This window comes from Clostridium polyendosporum, from assembly GCF_018332455.1.
Lineage (GTDB): Bacteria > Bacillota > Clostridia > Clostridiales > Clostridiaceae > Clostridium_AY > Clostridium_AY polyendosporum.
The window spans coordinates 38,302-57,266 of sequence record NZ_BOPZ01000013.1 but is presented as its reverse complement, the minus strand read 5'-3'; the positions used below and the strand labels follow the sequence as shown (position 1 = coordinate 57,266).

The 18,965-nt window shown below is 30.1% G+C and carries 18 protein-coding genes and 1 riboswitch; of the genes, 13 read left to right on the top strand and 5 right to left on the bottom strand.

Annotation, left to right across the window (positions count from 1 at the left end):
• Nucleotides 1-159 precede the first annotated feature (159 nt).
• On the top strand, nt 160-1,224 hold the full coding sequence (locus CPJCM30710_RS08960; protein ID WP_212903833.1) for a GerMN domain-containing protein: 1,065 nt from the start codon (nt 160-162) through the stop codon (nt 1,222-1,224).
• Between the two features lie 178 nt (nt 1,225-1,402).
• The gene (locus tag CPJCM30710_RS08955; RefSeq protein WP_212903832.1) at nt 1,403-1,597 is read left to right on the top strand and encodes a YwbE family protein; all 195 of its coding nucleotides are present in this window, start codon (nt 1,403-1,405) and stop codon (nt 1,595-1,597) included.
• Between the two features lie 148 nt (nt 1,598-1,745).
• Here CPJCM30710_RS08955 and CPJCM30710_RS08950 read toward each other — a convergent pair whose 3' ends face one another.
• Nucleotides 1,746-2,633, bottom strand: coding sequence for an AraC family transcriptional regulator (locus CPJCM30710_RS08950; protein ID WP_212903831.1), 888 nt, complete (start codon nt 2,631-2,633; stop codon nt 1,746-1,748).
• 144 nt (nt 2,634-2,777) lie between these two features.
• Between CPJCM30710_RS08950 and CPJCM30710_RS08945 the strand changes: the two genes are divergently transcribed.
• Complete coding sequence (locus CPJCM30710_RS08945; RefSeq protein ID WP_212903830.1) at nt 2,778-4,463, top strand: glycoside hydrolase family 13 protein; 1,686 nt, start codon at nt 2,778-2,780, stop codon at nt 4,461-4,463.
• 154 nt (nt 4,464-4,617) lie between these two features.
• On the top strand, nt 4,618-6,075 hold the full coding sequence (locus tag CPJCM30710_RS08940; protein WP_212903829.1) for a sucrose-specific PTS transporter subunit IIBC: 1,458 nt from the start codon (nt 4,618-4,620) through the stop codon (nt 6,073-6,075).
• Nucleotides 6,076-6,289: 214 nt separating this feature from the next.
• On the opposite strand, the gene CPJCM30710_RS08935 is transcribed toward CPJCM30710_RS08940, so the two are convergent.
• A complete protein-coding gene (locus CPJCM30710_RS08935; protein ID WP_212903828.1) occupies nt 6,290-7,972 on the bottom strand; it encodes a cell shape-determining protein in 1,683 nt (560 codons plus the stop codon).
• Between the two features lie 448 nt (nt 7,973-8,420).
• Between CPJCM30710_RS08935 and CPJCM30710_RS08930 the strand changes: the two genes are divergently transcribed.
• Nucleotides 8,421-8,960 carry a hypothetical protein gene (locus tag CPJCM30710_RS08930; protein WP_212903827.1) on the top strand — a complete coding sequence of 180 codons (540 nt, stop codon included), beginning with the start codon at nt 8,421-8,423 and terminating at the stop codon, nt 8,958-8,960.
• A 222-nt stretch (nt 8,961-9,182) separates the two neighbouring features.
• On the opposite strand, the gene CPJCM30710_RS08925 is transcribed toward CPJCM30710_RS08930, so the two are convergent.
• On the bottom strand, nt 9,183-10,067 hold the full coding sequence (locus CPJCM30710_RS08925) for a metallophosphoesterase family protein (RefSeq protein ID WP_212903826.1): 885 nt from the start codon (nt 10,065-10,067) through the stop codon (nt 9,183-9,185).
• A gap of 237 nt (nt 10,068-10,304) precedes the next feature.
• On the opposite strand from CPJCM30710_RS08925, the gene CPJCM30710_RS08920 reads away from it, so the two are divergent.
• From CPJCM30710_RS08920 to CPJCM30710_RS08910, 3 genes are all read left to right on the top strand, one after another.
• On the top strand, nt 10,305-10,715 hold the full coding sequence (locus CPJCM30710_RS08920; RefSeq protein WP_212903825.1) for a hypothetical protein: 411 nt from the start codon (nt 10,305-10,307) through the stop codon (nt 10,713-10,715).
• Between the two features lie 27 nt (nt 10,716-10,742).
• On the top strand, nt 10,743-11,738 hold the full coding sequence (locus CPJCM30710_RS08915; protein WP_212903824.1) for a type II toxin-antitoxin system antitoxin SocA domain-containing protein: 996 nt from the start codon (nt 10,743-10,745) through the stop codon (nt 11,736-11,738).
• A gap of 297 nt (nt 11,739-12,035) precedes the next feature.
• Entirely contained in the window at nt 12,036-14,525 is a 2,490-nt protein-coding gene (locus CPJCM30710_RS08910) for an LTA synthase family protein (protein WP_212903823.1), read from the top strand.
• A 178-nt stretch (nt 14,526-14,703) separates the two neighbouring features.
• On the opposite strand, the gene CPJCM30710_RS18095 is transcribed toward CPJCM30710_RS08910, so the two are convergent.
• Both CPJCM30710_RS18095 and dapA read right to left on the bottom strand, forming a co-directional pair.
• Complete coding sequence (locus tag CPJCM30710_RS18095; protein WP_281413972.1) at nt 14,704-14,826, bottom strand: hypothetical protein; 123 nt, start codon at nt 14,824-14,826, stop codon at nt 14,704-14,706.
• Nucleotides 14,827-15,054: 228 nt separating this feature from the next.
• Complete coding sequence (gene dapA / locus CPJCM30710_RS08905; RefSeq protein WP_212903822.1) at nt 15,055-15,921, bottom strand: 4-hydroxy-tetrahydrodipicolinate synthase; 867 nt, start codon at nt 15,919-15,921, stop codon at nt 15,055-15,057.
• A gap of 104 nt (nt 15,922-16,025) precedes the next feature.
• Nucleotides 16,026-16,200: riboswitch (Lysine riboswitch) on the bottom strand.
• A 367-nt stretch (nt 16,201-16,567) separates the two neighbouring features.
• On the opposite strand from dapA, the gene CPJCM30710_RS08900 reads away from it, so the two are divergent.
• The 5 genes from CPJCM30710_RS08900 (at nt 16,568) to CPJCM30710_RS18090 (ending at nt 18,874) form a co-directional block, all read left to right on the top strand.
• On the top strand, nt 16,568-16,759 hold the full coding sequence (locus CPJCM30710_RS08900; protein ID WP_212903821.1) for a hypothetical protein: 192 nt from the start codon (nt 16,568-16,570) through the stop codon (nt 16,757-16,759).
• A gap of 439 nt (nt 16,760-17,198) precedes the next feature.
• On the top strand, nt 17,199-17,492 hold the full coding sequence (locus CPJCM30710_RS08895) for an oxygen-binding di-iron domain-containing protein (RefSeq protein ID WP_212903820.1): 294 nt from the start codon (nt 17,199-17,201) through the stop codon (nt 17,490-17,492).
• Between the two features lie 224 nt (nt 17,493-17,716).
• Complete coding sequence (locus tag CPJCM30710_RS08890; protein ID WP_246503502.1) at nt 17,717-18,094, top strand: GntR family transcriptional regulator; 378 nt, start codon at nt 17,717-17,719, stop codon at nt 18,092-18,094.
• A gap of 117 nt (nt 18,095-18,211) precedes the next feature.
• Complete coding sequence (locus CPJCM30710_RS18240; RefSeq protein WP_407644983.1) at nt 18,212-18,343, top strand: hypothetical protein; 132 nt, start codon at nt 18,212-18,214, stop codon at nt 18,341-18,343.
• A 402-nt stretch (nt 18,344-18,745) separates the two neighbouring features.
• Complete coding sequence (locus CPJCM30710_RS18090; RefSeq protein ID WP_281413971.1) at nt 18,746-18,874, top strand: GntR family transcriptional regulator; 129 nt, start codon at nt 18,746-18,748, stop codon at nt 18,872-18,874.
• Nucleotides 18,875-18,965: the final 91 nt, after the last annotated feature.

Here is an 18,965-nt window from a genome sequence, read left to right as displayed (position 1 = left end):
TCTTGAAAGTGGCTTTTCTTCTACTGGAAATAAAAAAACAGGGATAGAGCAATATATGGAGAGAAGATGGGCAGTTTTATAATAATATTAAGGATGTTTATGAAAATGCTTTAATATACATATATATATAAGGTATAGAAGATAAAGGTGGTGTAAATAATGAAAAAAGTGCTGGCACTAATTAGTCTCTTCTTGTCAATTGTTTTTTTGTCCGGATGTAGAAGTCCAAATAGTGATAACAATACAATTAATGGAAATGATGATCAGAAAAATCCTTCATCTCCGGTGTTGAAGATTGAAGATTATTATCCAATTAAGGAAAATGTGAAGTATGTTTACGAGGGTATGGGAAATGAATATGCATCTTATGATGTATATATAGATTATACTTCAGATGATAAAGTTCAACAAAGAGTCAATAATGGTGGTACAGTCATGGCTCGGGTGATTAAATTAAAGGATGGTAAGCTTACTAGGTTATTATCAAGAGAAGAAGCATATTATCGAGAAAACCTTTTAAATGAAAAGGGCGGAGAAGAAGAAATCCTTTTAATGGAACCATTAGAAAAGGGTACCACTTGGACCCTTAAGGATTCAAGGGTAAGAACAATAACCAATATTTCAGCTGATATTACAACGCCATCAGGCAAATATAAAGCCATTGAAGTAGTGACTGAAGGATCAAATGATAAAGTAACTGATTACTATGCTAAAAATGTTGGTTTGGTAAAATCAATATTTACCTCTGGAAAAGATGAAATAACATCATCTCTAAGTAAAATTGAGGAAAATGTTTCACTAGTAGAAAGAATTAGCTTCTTCTACCCAAATATCAATGATAATAAGATTTACTATCAGATTAAAGAACTGAGCTTTAAGACGAATGATATCACAAGACAAGTTTTAGAGGAAGCTTATAAAGGAACAGTAAACAAAAATTTAGGAAAAGTATTTTCTCAAAATACAAAGATTAATAGCCTATACTTAAACAAAGATAATACCGTTTATATTGATTTAAATAGTGCCTTTTTAACTGAAATGAATGCTGGAAGTGGATATGAAAGCATGATTCTTCAAAGTATTGCGAATACTTTTGGCAAGTACTATAATTCACAAAAAGTTATTCTAACGATAGATAATAAACTTTATGAATCTGGACATATTGCTATGAAAAAAGGAGAATCTATTGATGTAAGGTATCAGGATGCTATTGAAGTTAAATAGCTTTATCTATAGGTTGCGAGGTCTTTGAAACAGGAAACTCCTACTTCTAAAGTGGGAGTAGTTCACATCAATATTGTCAACTCGACAGGTGTGGAGTGCGTTGTAATAATATATAAGGTATAATAGTGTTGAAATACTGTATGAAATTCTATTAAAACTAAGTTAAAAGGAGATTCTTATGAACGGAAACAATCGTGAAAATATAAAACCAGGCACAAAGGTTTTGATTGTACAAAAGCAAGATCAACGCACTGGAAAATTAACCGAAGGAATAGTTGGAAATATTCTTACAAATTCTTCTACTCATCCTCATGGAATAAAAGTTCGACTTGTCAGTGGAGTAGTGGGTCGGGTAAAGCAGATCCTTCTTTAAGCGGAAGGTAAGGATATATGAGGAGAAATAAATAGAGGTAATTAAGAGCATTTTGCTTTTTATGGCATAAAATATCATTGGCTTTTTTAAAAAATGTTTGCAAATGAATTTGATACGAGGGTTGACCCTATCAATATAAAAAAATCCTCTACGGAATGTCGAGGATTTTTTTATATTGATAGGGTGTACAATTTTTGTATTCCTTAAATTTTTTTATAAAGTAACTAAAGTTATCAAAACCAACATTAAAACACACTTCCATTACTTTTGCATCTCCTGTTTTAAGCAGTTTAGCTGCTTCTTCTATTCTATATTCATTAATATAGGTAACGGGAGTTTTTCCAGTTACAGATTTAAAAAATCTACAAAAATATCGAGTGTTCATATTAGCTTCGGCAGCTAATTCATCGATATATATTTTTTGTGTATAATTATTATGAATAAAATTAAGCACCTTTTTTATTAGCTGTACCTTGTAATCTTTTGGGATTAAAAGAGTAGCATCATTTTTAATAAACTTATCTTCTTCAGCTAAGTTTGCGATAATCTTTAATAGAGAACCTTTTATACTGAGTTCGCATCCAGCACTTTTCTTATGATAAGTATCAATCATTTCTAAAATTTCACGCAAAGTTTTATTACTCCCTGTAGAATTTGAATCAAGGAATAAAGGAAACCGAAGAGACCCTTTTAATATTGGTTCAATATATTTATTTTGATAATAGTCATAAATAGAGCTATTTAATATATTAAGATCAAATACTATGGCGTGATGTATAGAAGGTTTGCTGGCTATTTCATAAACTGAATGAAGTTGTTCACTATTTATAAAAATACATTGGCCAGAAGTTACTTTAATGGACTGCATATCTATGTCAAATATTAAGGTGCCATCTTCTACATATACTATTTCAATTTCGTTGTGCCAATGATGAGATACAGAGTAATTACCTTTAGTGTCTATATGAGAGTAAACATGGAGTGGAAATATAGAATTACCATGAGTTCTGTTTTCTTTTAAATTATTATTTTTCAATTTTATTCCTCCTAAGCTTTTGGTGAAAATAGTGTTATTTTTAGAGAAAATAAAGCAAGATTACAAGTGATGGTGTGTATATAATATTATTATAAGGTCAAGTGTAAGCGAATTCAATTATAAAAAATCAATGGAGGAATTAATATGAATAAAGCATGGTGGAAAGAAAGTATTGTATATCAAATCTATCCAAGAAGTTTTAAGGATAGTAATGGAGATGGAATAGGAGATTTAGGAGGAATTATTGAGAAGTTAGACTATTTAAAGGAACTTGGCATTGATGTTATCTGGCTTTCTCCAGTTTATAAATCCCCAAATGATGATAATGGATATGACATAAGTGATTATCAAGATATTATGACAGAGTTTGGTACGATGGAGGATTTTGATCAGTTACTTCAAAAGGCTCATGATAAGGGCATAAAAATCATGATGGACTTAGTAGTAAATCATACTTCTGATGAACATCAATGGTTTATAGAAAGTAGAAAATCCACAGATAATAAATATAGAGATTATTATATATGGAGAAATGGATTAGATGGACAACCTCCGAATAACTGGGGATCTAGTTTTAGTGGCTCTGCTTGGGAATACGATGAGAACACAGAGATGTATTTTCTTCATCTATTTTCCAAAAAGCAACCTGATTTAAACTGGGAAAATGAAATAGTACGAAATGAAGTATATGACATGATGAAATGGTGGTTAGACAAAGGAATTGATGGATTTAGAATGGATGTTATCAACTTAATTTCTAAGGATCAACGATTCCCTGACGGAGAAATAAGAGAAGGACGCCTATATGGAAATATTGCGCCATATTCTGTTAATGGACCAAGGGTTCATGAATTTTTAAAGGAAATGAATAAAGAGGTATTATCAAAGTATGACATAATGACTGTAGGGGAAACACCAAAAGTTGATACGGAAGAAGCTATGAAATATGTTGGAGAGACTAGAAATGAGCTCAATATGGTCTTTCAATTTGAGCATATGGGCTTAGGTAATGGTCCAGAGGGAAAATGGAGTAATATACCGTTTGAATTAATTGAACTAAAAAAAATCATGACTAAATGGCAAAAAGGATTAGAAAGAGGTGGATGGAACAGTCTATACTGGAATAATCATGATCAACCTAGAGTAGTTTCTCGTTTTGGGGATGATAATAGATATTGGGCGAAGTCAGCAAAAATGTTAGCAACTTGTCTTCATATGATGCAGGGAACACCTTATATTTATCAAGGGGAAGAAATCGGTATGACTAATGTATCCTTTAAATCATTAGAGGACTATAGAGATATTGAGACTTTAAATGCATATAATGAGTTGGTTAAAATCAAAGGAAAAGATCCAGCAGAAATGATGACAGCAATTTATGCAAAAAGTAGAGATAACGCTCGTACGCCTATGCAGTGGGATGATAATGAAAATGCAGGATTTACAACTGGTACTCCGTGGATAAAAGTAAATCCAAATTATAAACAAATTAATGTAAATTCTCAGTTATATGATAAAAATTCTATCTTTAACTACTATAAAAAATTAATTAGTATACGTAAGCAAAGTGAGATTGTGGTATATGGAACCTACGATTTAATTCTTGAAAATCATCAGGAGATATATGCATATACAAGAACTTTAGGAGATCAAAAGCTTCTTGTAATCTGTAATTTTACAGAGAATACTCCAGTTTTTAATTTACCTGAAGAGATAAAATATAATTCTAAGGAATTTATTATAGGAAATTATGTAACAGAGCGCTCTGATAGTATAGAATCCTTTGAACTAAAATCTTATGAAACAAGAGTATATTTACTAAAAAGTTAATTTAAATAATTCCCGCTGCATTGACACTAAAAATACAGCGGGAAACTTTACACTGATATATGCTAGGTTTGTATAAAATTCTTTAGGAAATTACATCAAGATTTCCAAATGATAAGTTTTAAACATTAAAATATACAATATAAGGGGGATCACTATGAACTACAAAGAAATTGCAAAAGAAATTCTACTTGCCATTGGCGGCAAAGAAAACGTTACCGCTGCGGCACACTGCGCAACTCGTTTACGTTTAGTTTTACAGAATGAAGGAAAAATCAATCAAAAACAGCTAGATGAAATATCAGCAGTAAAAGGTACCTTTGCAACAGGTGGACAATATCAAATTATATTAGGAGCAGGAATTGTAAATGAAGTATATAAAGAGTTTTCAAAGTTAACAGGCCTTTCTGAAATGTCCACGCAAGATGTAAAAAATGCTGGAAGCAAAAAACTAAATCCATTTCAACAATTTGTAAAAATGTTATCAGATATTTTTGTTCCTATTATCCCTGCGATCGTTGCCGGTGGTTTATTGATGGGAATCAACAACGTATTAACAGCAAAGGACTTATTTATTACAGGAAATTCATTAGTTGATGCCTATCCAGAAATGATAGATTTAGCAGCACTTATTAATACATTTGCTAATGCATCCTTTGTGTTCCTACCAGTGTTAATTGGTTTCTCTTCAGCAAAGCGTTTTGGTGGAAATCCTTATCTTGGGGCAGCACTTGGTATGTTAATGGTTCACCCAGATTTGTTAAATGGCTGGGGCTATGGTGGAGCATTAGTGAATGGTAAAATTCCAGTATGGAACATATTCGGCTTTCAGATTGAAAAAGTAGGCTATCAAGGTACAGTGTTACCTGTTCTTGCAGCATCTTATATTTTATCAAAAATAGAAACATATTTAAGAAAAGTAATTCCATCAGCATTAGATAATCTTCTTACACCGTTATTAACTATTTTTATTACAGGAATACTAACATTTACATTAGTAGGACCAATTACACGTTCTGCAGGTAACTTATTAACAGATGGATTAGTATGGTTATATAATACAACAGGCTTTATTGGTGGGGGAATTTTGGGATTTGTTTATGCACCAATTGTTATTACTGGGATGCATCATAGCTTTATTGCAGTAGAAACACAATTATTAGCTAACATTGGAAAAACAGGTGGTTCATTCCTATTGCCAATGGCGGCAATGTCCAATATAGCACAAGGTGCAGCAACACTTGCAGTTTTCTTTATTACTAAAGATAAGAAAATTAAAAGTATTGCATCAGCATCAGGTATTTCAGCACTATTAGGTATTACAGAACCAGCTATGTTCGGTGTTAATTTAAAATTAAGATATCCATTTATAGGAGGAATTATAGGATCAGGGATAGCATGCGCTTTTGTAACATTTTATAAGGTAAAGGCAGTTGGAATGGGCTCTGCAGGTATAGCAGGTATTATTTCTATTAAACCAGGATCAATTGTTCCATTCGCAGTTGGAATGATAATTGCCTTTATCATCGCATTTGCTGTAACAACTGTTTTAGCTAAAAGAGCCGCTAAAAATGATATAGTAAATTCAGAAAGCCAAGGAGAAATGGCTAGTTAATTATAGATTATATACTTCACTGTAGTATCTATCTTAAATAAGTTACTCGTAAATGAATATAAATTAAGGACAACCAGCTAGGTTGTCCTTAATTTATTAATCCCAATAACACAGTTTTTTAGAACAGAGACTTTATCTAAAATTTTCATAAGCTCTTTTTTTGTTTTCTTTGCTTAAATTTTTAAGCTTCTCATTTAAAAACATTTAAAGAATTTTATTCATTTTCTTTCTTCTCTTCACCTTCAACCTTTTGCTGATTCATCTTAACAGACTGTTCTACTTTAGCTAAATCTTGATTAAAGACTAAATTATCAAAACTCTTTACATTTATAGAGCCATATCCCGTATCTACAAATGTAATCCTAACAGTATCCCCTTCCTTTGTTATAGGTAACTCAGGGGAAAGACTTATAGGTGGATTAAATAGTTTATTTTCGTTACCCTGTAGGATTATAGCGTAGTATGAGCTAGCCTCAGATTGATATTCACCAATTCTTATTACTACTGCTTCCAATGTCTTTTCCTCTCCAGCGCCTCCAAGAACACCACCTTTAGTATTGAGACTTTTTAAGTAACTTGCCTTAGCCTCATTTACATCTCGTCCTACCCCTACGATACCAACATTCGATACCGAAACCAATGCAAATCTTTTAGCCAAACCCTCATTATCGTGCAATGTGATAAAGTAAGTGGGAATATTCTCAACATTAATTAAAGTAGGAAATGCAGCCTTATAACCCATGTTCTTAATCTCAGATTCTGCTGATTTTTCAGCAGCGATTTCTGTTCCACCACTCATTTTAAAATAGGTTGCTTGGCCTGTTTTGGTATCTACCAGCATAAATCCCGTAGTAGATTCGTCTCTACCTGAACCTGTAATACCAGTATAAAAATACGTCCTTCCATTATTGAATACTATCCCGTATCCTTCTGTAGTTTTCAGAACATCATTCTCTGAAAAGAATGAATTCCACCAGCCATGGACATACTTTCCCCAACTGTTAACTTGATTTTCAACTATATCTTGCGGTTGAATTCTAGAAACCCAATCAGGAGTGTTTTCAACAGTATATACCTTAACCTCTCCTGTTTGAGTATCCATAATAGCTGTTCCAACTGCTTTTGAACCACTTAACCCTATAGTATGCTCATATACTGTAGTTGTCCAGTATGGTTTACCAGTATTGTCAATTTCAAAAGTAAAATCTGTTAACCCCTTAGTAGCTAAACCAGTACCTGAAAAGAAAAGTCTTCTCCGAACATCATCTCCAAAAAAAGCTTCTGTTTGGTATTTTATGAAAATCTTTTGTCCGTTTATCTCATCCACTAATTTAACATCCTTATCATTAGTAGCGCTTACTACTATATACCCTGGCGTTCCTTGAGGACTTGATGCCCATTTAAAAAAACTTCTGTGTAGCAATGGAAAAACATATCTTAATTCTCCATTGTTATTTTGTAACGTTGGTTCGCCAATCTTTACTTTACTTCCTAAATTACCAAGCTTCTTTTCTGCAAGGGATTTAGCATAATTTTCCTTAACCACAGGCAACTGAGTTAAATCCACTACCTGTATCTCACTAGTAAAGGTTTTTTCTTGTACACTTCCAATTAAACGTCTGTAATCATCACTTCTGAATATGGGAAGAGACACTACTAGCATTACAATAAAACCTACAATCATTACAATAGCAGGAGCTAAAGGCAAGACTCTTGCTTTACTGGAAATATATTTCTCATCTTCATACATCTTAAGAAAAGCTAATCCTCCTAGCACTCCGGTAACTAAAATCGCAAAGATCCACGTTCCAGAATAGCTTAGGTTTAAAGGCATTAGGAATATGTATTCCGCACACCCAAATACAACTAAAACCATAATTAATAATACGTAAAACACTTAAAATCCCCCTCTTTTAAAAAAAATTCAAACTTTGTTTACTGTCTTATATTCTATTATACTAAAAAAATAGGCTTGTTTATTTCTTCAGCTGCTTTTTCAACATTTATTTTAGGCTTAACAACATTTGCAGAAAATAAATATTTTACTATGATAGTACTATTATTTTACGTAATTGTTACAGGAATATTGGTTGAAATATTGGCGGTTAATGAATTAATAAATTTTAATATACTGGTATTATTTGATTTAGGGATTAGGAGTGATTTAAATGGATTTAATGTTATACTGTATTATTTATTATTATCCCTAAGCGGGAGTCTATTATGGTACTATTTTGGTTATAAAAAATTTTTGAAGAAGGTATCATTAACTTCCAGTTATAAAGTAATGAATAGCTAGGTATTCTAAATATGTAAATATTCATTACTAAGGAAGTGAGTTGGCGATGAAGAGTGCTTTTAGATATGCTCCAGTTATTTTTATTACTACAACACTATTAAGATTGAATACTGTGTATGACGGTAGTTTTAGAATGAATTCAACGAATAATGTTGTCCTTGGTTACCAAAATAAACAACCTGTTATAAATGAAGCAAATTTTCAACAAACTAAAGCACAGGTTGAATTCTTTAAACAAGCACTAGATCAACTGGGAGCAACTACTCCTGAACAAGTTGTAACACTTTGGGTTAAAGCTGAGGAAACAAGAAATGGAGTGTTTCATTATGCTGTTGCTTGCAATGAGTTAAAGAAGAAGATTATTGAAGAATGGGGAAATCCTCAGAAAAGTTTTTGGATAATAGGTACTTCGAGCCCCTGGTTAGACAGGTATGAAATAGTATCTAAGAAAAAGTTAAATGACTTATCTTATGAAATAAAAATTAAGTATTTTTGGACTACTTCAGCTGGACAATCAGAACCTACTGAAAATACTCTGGTTATTATAAAATATAAAGATATTTGGTGTGTTAAGGAAGTAAAATAATTGTTTAGTTCGTAAGCATATTCAGTACATTCTCATAAGCATGATTACATAAAACTAATATTAAAACTGAAGCAGTGGAAGGAGGTAGAGGCCATTGAAGATGAGGATGGGATTGTTAGAACAGCGATGAATAATTCGCTAGTAAGAACATCCCATCCTTCTTAGCAAGCTTGAACTTATGCAACCTTAATTAAGTGATAATAACACTTCTAAAGCTCCTTATTAATTTAGAACCGTAGTTTTATCTATTTTGAATTCATCCAAAGTTTTGCCTTTTAAACTGATAGCAGATACTTTAATACAATCTATTTCCACATCTACAATTATAAAATGATATACATCAATAGGAGCTATTATAACTCCTTCTTTACTTTTATATTTATGATTAAGCTTCTCACCACCACCACCTGTGATTACCTGGTAAACACTTCTTTTATAGTAACTTTTCTCTTTATTAAATGAACTGTCTATTATTCTTCTGGAATAGTTATGCTCATGTCCTGAGAAAACTATATCCACACCACATTTATCAACTACTTTCCAGAAAGCGTCTCTATCCTCAGGATATAAATCCAAACAGTGACCAATATGGGCGCCAGTAGGAAATGCCGGTGAATGAACAAATACAATTTTATTTTTCTTACATTCAGAAGCCTTTTCTTCGAACCAATTAAGCTGCTCTTTGTCAATTCTGTGTAATGATCCATAGTGAAAAGCATTAAGTACTATGATTCTGGTATCATCAAAATCCATATAATACACTGTTTTATTGTAGCCTATGAGAAAATCATCGATAAGTAAATCATCGTAAACCTGGCTAAAGATTTTTTCAAATCGGTCATCTGTTGGTTCAATATTAACTTCATGGTTACCTATCACTGGAATTAAGGGTTTGGCTGGGTGATGTTTTTCAATCAACATCCTTAGTCTTTTCAGCTGAATAGTAAATATTTCTTCTTTGATACTGCCTGCTACCGTATCACCACACATTACAATAAACTGAGGACTAGGATTTAGTTTACAGCTTTCCTCCATGATTCTCTTTAGTACCTTTTCATTTATACCATAATTTTTACCCTTTGAGTCACCTAAAACTATGAATCTCATTTATTCTCACCACTAACACAAATATTTGAATAATGTACTGTAAATTATATGTTTAATGAGTTAACTTAAGACTAGTATATGACAGCAATATGAGTAAAGTAGGTGGATGAGAAAAGAATTAACAAAAATTAAAACATATGAATAAAATGCACTAATTAGTGCATAATATTGACATATAGCATTGGATATAGTACAATTTTATCATCTTACTAGGTCGTTAAAAAGCAAGGTGGTGATGTGTTGGAACATTATTTAAAAGATTACAGTGAAGAACAGATTAAAGAGTTGCTAGAGACCATTAAAAGCTGTGTAAGAAGGAAAAAGTATACTATATCTTTAAATGATAATAGACAAGAGAATATACAATTTATTTACGATTACAATATAACTGAAAAGAAACGAGTGGAAATCTTACTGAGCTTAAAATATACAGATTTTTGTTATGGGTTACAAAACATGAAGTTAGGGTATGAACATGAAATATTATATGTATTTTGCGTTCAAAGAGAGTTATGTGATGTAGAAGGAATACAAAGTTTAATTGATATATATTTAAAGTTTAATATAATCAAGAGTAGGTCTGGAGAGTTTGTGTTTACTGTTTCTTTCCATAAGAGAAACAAGCCTATTACATATCTATTCAGATAACTTTAAATGTGAAAGGAGTTGAAAGGTATGGAACATTTAGGATTTTGTGAACATTGCATGGATGAATATAAATACCTTGTACATGAAATATCAAAGAAATCTATTCTTAAAGGTGAAGAAATAGACTACATGGGAAAAGAAGCTTTTTGTAGTAATTGTGGTAATGAAATTTTTGTATCAGAAATATCAGATTACAACTTAAAAATTTTATATGATGAATATAGAAGAAGACATAGTATTGTAATGGTAGAAGAAATAGAAAGTATTATTAATAATTATTGCATTGGAAAAAGACCATTATCTTTATTGTTAGGGTGGGGAGAGCATACGGTTAGTCGTTATTTAGATGGTGATATGCCAACAAAACAGTATTCTGATATTCTTAAAAAAGTTTATGAAGATCCATATTACTATCTAGACATTTTAGAAACTGGAAAAGAAAAAATTAAAGTGATAGCTTATAATAAAAGTAAAGAAGCAGTTATTAATCTTGTAGGAGAGATTAATAGAGACGACAAAATAGATTCAGTAATAAAATACCTTTTAATTAGATGTGAAGATGTTACACCTTTAGCATTGCAAAAACTTTTATACTATGTTCAATCTTTCTATTATGTTTTTACAGGAAATTTTATTTTTAAAGAAGATTGTGAAGCTTGGGTACATGGTCCTGTATATAGAAAAGTATATGATAGATATAAAAAGTTTGGGTATGAACCTATTGATACTGAAGTACTTGGTGTTAATACTATACAGTTAAATGATGTAGAAAAGAGTGTTATTGAGAGTGTTATTAAATTCTATAGCTGTTATAGTGGTAAAGTGCTAGAGCAAATGACGCATAATGAGAAACCTTGGATTTTAACTAGGGCAGGATTTTCAAATACTGACTCTTGTAATAAAATTATTGAAAAAGATTTAATAATTCAGTACTTTACAGAAATTAAGGAAAGATATAATATGATTAATTTATTAGATATCCAAAAATACAGCAGAGATTTATTTGATAAAATTTCTATGTAATAGAATTGCTCCTGTTAAATGACAGGGGCTTTTTTCATACAATTACTTCCTTTGGTAAAAGATTTGGTGACTTAGAATAATTCACATAATTTTGTTACAGAACCTACACAAATTTGTCACAGAATTGACACAAATAAAGTTTAATATATATAAAGACAATGTATAACTATGATTTTTTTTGTTAGTTAGTGTATTATAGATGAATATGATAAATATTCATAGTTTTTAATTATATTTATATATGAATTTCTTCTATAAATATAATCTATAACAAAAGTGAAGGAGGTTGATAGCTTAATGAAAAAACAACAATATAAACTAAAGATTAATACTATTTTCATGCTATTGTTTTTGGTAGCATCAGTAATAGATATAGTTAAAATCAATAATGCAAAATTAATTTTAGCAAATACTCTAATTAGTTCCTTTAATATTTTTACGTTAGGGGTAACTAGATTTAATTCAGATAAAAGAAAAGGTTTAACTTTATTAGCAGTAAATGTATTGTTCTTATTAATGACGTTTAGGGATAATATTTATTCGTTCAATATGTTTATAATTTCATTTTTTATTTGGAGATATATAACTCCAAAAATAATTAAATTTAAACGAGTTTTTTTAACTTCAATAGTAGTTAGTTTTTTAGCTATATATTTTTTCTCCATAGTAAATATTAATATACCAATATTTACTATAGTGTTTTATCCTATATACTTATTTGGATACATGATAAGAGATGTGAAACTTCAAAAACCAAAAAATCAGATTAAAATAATTTTAACGATTTTGATTATTTCTTTTCTAGCATTGGTAGTATGTATTTTAAAATCCAGGGGATTATCAATCACTGAAAATATATCCTTTTTAAAGTTTCATACTAAGAGAGGTGAAAATTTAGTACTTCTACCATATATCGTTTTGTTTTATATCTCTTTTTCTTTAAGCGTAAATTACTTAATTTATAGATATACATGTTTATTTAAAGCTAATAAATATGCTTTTAAAGATTTAAATATTAAGATTTTAAACAAATACATATTAAATTTTGTTATATTTTTCAGTGTTATTTTTATACTGGTTTTTGTAGGTGAGTATACAATAAGAGGGCAACTCTTAACTACAGCTAAAAGTATAATATCTTTAAAATCAATATTAAATATTACTTTTTTATCAGGAGTTTATCTGGCTTTAATTTCAATTATTAATATGGGATTATCTACATTAATAATTATTATACTTGGATCATTTTTGATTTTAGGAAATTTTATTAAAATAAAATTTTTTGATGAACCATTATATCCATGGGATATTTATCTTATAAAGAATGCGTTGTTAATCTCAGGTGGATACATTAGTACTAAAATTATAACTATAGCTGTTGCTGTTGCAGTAGTTTTTCTATTTATAATAATTAAATTTAGAAAAGCTGTTGTAAGGACACTTAAGCCTAAGCCAGTTTTATATTTGCTTCCAATTGCTTTGGTTTTAAATATAGCAAATTTTATGATAACAAGTAGAGATGACTTATTATCAGATTTGGGCATGGGTAAATCATGGTATGTTGGTAAAGATGAGGTATTGGCCAATGGGTTTTTTATGCAGAATTTCTTTTATGCTACAGATTTGAAGATGTACCTCGATGATAAACCTAAGGATTATTCTGAGGAAAAAATTAGTGCAATAGCTGAATCACTTGCTAGTGATAATACTGTTCAAGCTACCGTAAATTCTAATAAGAAACCTAATATAGTAATGATAATGAGTGAGAGCTTTTGGGATCCAACTCAATTTGATAATGTTTCTTTTAGTAAAGATATTAATAAAAATCTTAAACAATACCAAAAAGGAAAAATTGTTTCGCCAGTATTTGGAGGGGGTACTGCTAATGTAGAGTTTGAAGCTTTGACAGGACTATCAACATATTTTACGAATCCTGGTGTTATACCTTATAATGCGTATCTAAGAAGAAATACTCCAAGTATAGCTACTGTACTAAAAAATAATGACTATAAAACAATTGCAATACATCCTAATGACGGTGAGTTTTATAATAGAAATAAGGTATATAATTATTTAGGTTTTGACAAATTTATAGATATTTCAGGCTTCAATAAAAATACTGATAACAAAGGACTTAATATTTCAGATGATAAGCTTGTGGATAAAATTCTTAATACTTTAAATGAGGATAATAATCCTAAATTTATATTTGCTGTTACTATGCAAAATCACGATCCTTACTATGATATTTATAATCCCCTAGAAGTTACTGCGAAATCTGATAAGTTAAATGATATTGAAACTTCCATACTTAGCAATTATGCTTCAGGAATTTACGATTCAGATAAGGCACTTGGAAAACTTATTGATTCATTAAGTAAGAGCGGTACGCCTACCATCGTTTACTACTTTGGTGACCATTTGCCAAGATTAGGATACCCTGAAGGTGTTTATGATGTGTATAATAAGTTAGATTATTTTAAGGATATTAATAATATCAGTAAGGATATAACTAACTATGAAACTCCGTTTGTTGCCTGGTCAAATTACAAAGAAATAAAATCTCTTGATACCCCAATTTCACCAGCTCAAATAGCATTGCAAGTACTAAAGGATTCCAATGTCTATTATCCAAGTTATTTTAATATATTGGATGAATTAAGAAAAGATTATCCATACCTTCAAAATAATATTAATAGTCAAGATTTATTAAATGAAAAAGTTATAAGTGACTATAAGCTTATACAATATGATTTGCTTTTTGGAAAACAGTATCAAATGAAGTAGCAAGCAGTAATGTGAAATTTATGCATTTCAGCTTATAATAAAAGTAAAGAAACAGTGAGGTATATCTCAGAATATTCTGAGATATACCTCTTTATGTAAAATTAGGAGATAAAACACAAATAATACAATTAGTCAGCCTCTAATATATTTTTAGAGTTTTTATTCACTAAATCAGATACTAGCTACTTTTACTTTTTATTATATGAATAAACCCAGCTATAGCAACAAGCAAAGGTAATATAATAAGTGTAAAAGTTCCAGCTTCTAGTTTTTCAACAACACTTTTTATCCAATCCAACATCACGGCTTCACCTTCCTTGAGATAAAAGTAGTATGTCCGAAAAATGTTAAAAATATTATAACTGTGGTATTGTTGAATTAATTAGTACTCTGTGTTAGGTCCTTGCATTTACAGTGGCTTTCTTATTTAATGAAACTTATATAAAGACAGATACTACTTTCTGGAGATAAAGCATAGCTAACCATTTGAAGAAAAGAGAATGGGATGCGTACTATCACATCCCATCTTTTAGAATCCCATTACTTTATCTAACTTATCTTTTAAATCATCAGTAATTTCCATTAAAGGTAGTCTTACCTCTGAAGAATCTATTAAACCTAATTTGTACATACAATATTTTAATGGCGTTGGGTTAGGTTGTTCAAATAACATAGGAATGAACTTATATAATTCCTTCCAAGTTTCTAGGGCTGCTTTATGATTATTATTTATAACTTCATTATATACCTTAATGAAGGATTCAGGATTAATATGAGCAGAAGCTAAAATACCGCCATCTCCTCCTAGGGTAAGAGTTGAATAAAATAAACTATCTTCCCCAGTTAATATAGAAAAATCCTTAGGTCTATTTAAAAGCAAATCTGTTGTTTGTGATATATCACCACTAGCATCTTTAATACCAACAATATTTTTAAGCTCAGCTAGTTTGTGGATAGTACTATTTTCAATATTTCTTCCTGTTCTATAAGGTATATTGTATAAAATAATATCTAAATAAGTAGCTTCAGCAATAGCCTTAAAATGTTCATAAATGCCTCTTTGATCTGGTCTTGAATAATAAGGAGATACTGATAATATTCCTTTTACTTTATGCTTTTCTGCAATTTTAAGCTGCTCTTTAACCTTTTTGGTATTATTCCCTCCTAAACCAACATAAACAGGAACAACATCATTGGTATACTCCATTGTTTTTTCAATGATTTCCTCATATTCTTCATCTGAAACTGTAGGACTTTCACCTGTAGTCCCTAAAGGTATTAAACCGTGAACTCCTTTACTTAAATAAAAATCAATCATTCTTTTATATGAATTAAAATCAACCTTGTCATTCTTAAATGGTGTTATTAATGGAACAAATACTCCTGTTAAAGCCATATAACGTACCTCCTAATTTAATAAAGTTTATACAAAAATAAAAAGCCTTGGTATGAAATCCAAGGCTTGTTTTACTCATGTTAATTAAAATACAAATAAAATCCGCTTTGGATAGCTCTCCACAAAAAAAATTGTGACAGTCGTGCACATATTCTATGCAAAACCAGCAACATAGCCTTAAAGCATCAGCTATTCACTTCGGCGATGAATCCTTTCCTATTACATCATAGTGCTTGTCTCCGTAATAGTACTCCTAAGCATCGCGCCTCTATCTCTAAAATATAATATTTACTTTTCTTGCTCATTATACAATAACATTTGTTTTAAATCAAGTGGCAACGGTGTAAGGAACAACTGGGAAAATATCAGAGTATAGTGAATAGTTGCTAATTTTTAATGTTTTCATATTGTTTATCGAAATTAATTTGCAAATCAATTGATAAAACGCAAAATTATTATTATATTTTATATGGATATATTATATAGAAATCAATAGGAGAATTTTTAAAAGATCTATGAAACTTTAGAAAGATGATTTCTGTATTTTACAGGGGGCATCTTTTTTTTGCTTTCATTTAGTTTTTTAAAGAAAAGAAGGAAATTTACTTTTTATGTATAAGTAAATATATGGAAGGGGGAAGAGGATATGAAATTCCATGACAAGATAAAAGAAATATTAGAAGCAAAAGGGGATAATAGGTTCCAATATATAATTAGCACTCCTAATAACAATAAGTGCTTAATTGTAATTATTGATAAAGATGGCAATGCTATAAACAGATTTAGTTTTGCTGGACAAGAAAAGGTTGAGGTTGAAAAATTTTTAATGATTACTTAGCAACAAAGTGAAGTTAAAGTGTTCATAAGCGAGGGCCCAATGAAAAAGGCTCTTTTTCATTCCTAAAATAAAAACTAATAATAACTTATCTGGAATAGAGCATTAATTTTATAAATACAAAATATCATATTTTAAAATAATGACTAACAAAGTTATAATATAAAAAAAGGGGACCGTATGCAGGTTGTTTACTTAAAGCTGTATACGATCCCTTTTAAAATATTAATTTTTATTTATTTTATTGTTCAGTTTAAAAGAAAATGATAATTTCCTTTTGTTATTATGATTTCAGAGGCTGAAAAGAAATTAAAAGTTTTTGTTTGCTAATGGTAGAAATTACTGAGATTCAAGAAATGCTTACAGTACTATATTTATGATATAATTATGCTTATGCATTATTAGATGAAATACTATTGATATGTTTTTGAGATGCATAATTATGAAAAATGAATTAAGAAGCATAGAGCTTACAGAGGGATTGTATTGGGTAGGAGAGGATGAAGGAGTTGATGGGCTTCATTGTAACTCTTATTTAATTATAGATGATAGAGAGGATGCTCTCATAGATCCAGGTTCAGTACTGGACTTTGAAAAGGTTTTTTCTAATGTGACAAAGTTGATTCCACTGGAAAATATAAAATATGTCATATTTAATTATGGTAGTGAAATCGGAAATGAAGTCATAAAAAATCTTTCTTATATCTTAATTAATAAGAAAGAGGAAAACCATTAGATATTTAGATTACAGGGGGCAGCATTTGCTTATTGTATTTCAAATACAAACAAAGAGGAAGCAATAAGTATAGCAGAAAATATACGAAAAATAGTAGCAGAGTCCGAAGTATTTATAGAAAACATTACTATATCTGTATTAGGTGGGAAAAAGAGTATTGACAGTTAATTTTTAGCGTATTATACTAACGGTGCACTAGAATACTGGATGGGAGGTAGCCATATTTGATTAAATTTAACGAAAGTACACCAATTTATATTCAGATAATGGAAAAAATAAAAGCAGATATTGTTTCTAGAAAGCTTAAATGTGGAGATAAGATGCCATCAGTAAGGGAGTTTTCTGAAAGTTTCAAGGTGAATCCAAACACAGTGCAGAGGGTTTTTATTGAATTAGAAAGGGAAGGTATCACTTACTCCAAAAGAGGTATTGGCACATTTATTGCCGAAGGAAATGAGCTACTGGAGCAGCTTAAAATTGCTCAAGCTCAAAAATATGCAAAAATATTTGCAGGTAAAATGAAAGAACTTGGCATGAAAAAACAAGAAATTATTGAATATCTTAATAAAGAATTGGAGGAAGGGGAAAGTGAAAATAATTGAAGTTGAATCGGTCAGTAAAAAATATTTCCCAAAAAAGTCCTTAGATGAAATTAATATAACCACCGGAAAAGGCAAAATTGTAGAATTATTGGGCTAAATGGGAGCGGAAAGATAATATTGCTGAAATCGATTGCAGGGTCAATAAGACCCGCTTCCGGAAATATAAAAATTTGCGGTTATCAAATTGGTCAAATTAATAGCTATAGTAAGTATACTAGAATGGTTCAGAATATGATAATAGTGCAATAAGGGAATATTTCAAGCATATTTTACAATCTAATTATTTTAATAATAAAAAAACTTACATATTGGTATATCGGAAAAATGGTATTGGAAAAACAGGAGGGTAAGTTATTAAGCATACTATGAATGAAAAAGCCCAAACCCTATTTCTTCATAGTAAAAATAGTATTATTATTGGAGTTAATAGTGTGTTTATAAAATTTATCGGTTGTCCAAGAAATGAGTTGACAAAGAGACAATGGTAACTTGCCATTGTACATATGCATTTTAAAAGACATGAGAGCAGTGTAGAAAATTTCTATACTATTTTCATGTTTTTTGATTTTATGGAAAAAATAGTGTTGACAGTTAAATTTTGGTGTATTATACTGATAGCACACTAGAATACTAGATTAGAGGTAACCATATATGTGTAAATTTAATGAAAGTATACCAATTTATATTGAAATAATCCAAAAAATGAAAGCAGATATTGTTTCTGGAAAACCTAAATGTGGAGATAAGACGCCATCGATAATGGAGTTCTCTGAAAATTAATGGAGTTTTCTGGAAGCTTAAAGGTGAATCTTATGATATATACGAATGCTTAAAGAGTTTTAAAGGGGTATATTAATTCTTTTAAAAGATG

Coding starts and splice junctions, on each gene's coding strand:
- CPJCM30710_RS08960 (WP_212903833.1), top strand. CDS start 160: ATGAAAAAAGTGCTGGCACTAATTAGTCTCTTCTTGTCAATTGTTTTT.
- CPJCM30710_RS08955 (WP_212903832.1), top strand. CDS start 1,403: ATGAACGGAAACAATCGTGAAAATATAAAACCAGGCACAAAGGTTTTG.
- CPJCM30710_RS08945 (WP_212903830.1), top strand. CDS start 2,778: ATGAATAAAGCATGGTGGAAAGAAAGTATTGTATATCAAATCTATCCA.
- CPJCM30710_RS08940 (WP_212903829.1), top strand. CDS start 4,618: ATGAACTACAAAGAAATTGCAAAAGAAATTCTACTTGCCATTGGCGGC.
- CPJCM30710_RS08930 (WP_212903827.1), top strand. CDS start 8,421: ATGAAGAGTGCTTTTAGATATGCTCCAGTTATTTTTATTACTACAACA.
- CPJCM30710_RS08925 (WP_212903826.1), bottom strand. CDS start 10,067: ATGAGATTCATAGTTTTAGGTGACTCAAAGGGTAAAAATTATGGTATA.
- CPJCM30710_RS08915 (WP_212903824.1), top strand. CDS start 10,743: ATGGAACATTTAGGATTTTGTGAACATTGCATGGATGAATATAAATAC.
- CPJCM30710_RS08910 (WP_212903823.1), top strand. CDS start 12,036: ATGAAAAAACAACAATATAAACTAAAGATTAATACTATTTTCATGCTA.
- CPJCM30710_RS18095 (WP_281413972.1), bottom strand. CDS start 14,826: ATGTTGGATTGGATAAAAAGTGTTGTTGAAAAACTAGAAGCTGGAACT.
- dapA (WP_212903822.1), bottom strand. CDS start 15,921: ATGGCTTTAACAGGAGTATTTGTTCCATTAATAACACCATTTAAGAAT.
- CPJCM30710_RS08900 (WP_212903821.1), top strand. CDS start 16,568: ATGAAATTCCATGACAAGATAAAAGAAATATTAGAAGCAAAAGGGGAT.
- CPJCM30710_RS08895 (WP_212903820.1), top strand. CDS start 17,199: ATGAAAAATGAATTAAGAAGCATAGAGCTTACAGAGGGATTGTATTGG.
- CPJCM30710_RS18090 (WP_281413971.1), top strand. CDS start 18,746: ATGTGTAAATTTAATGAAAGTATACCAATTTATATTGAAATAATCCAA.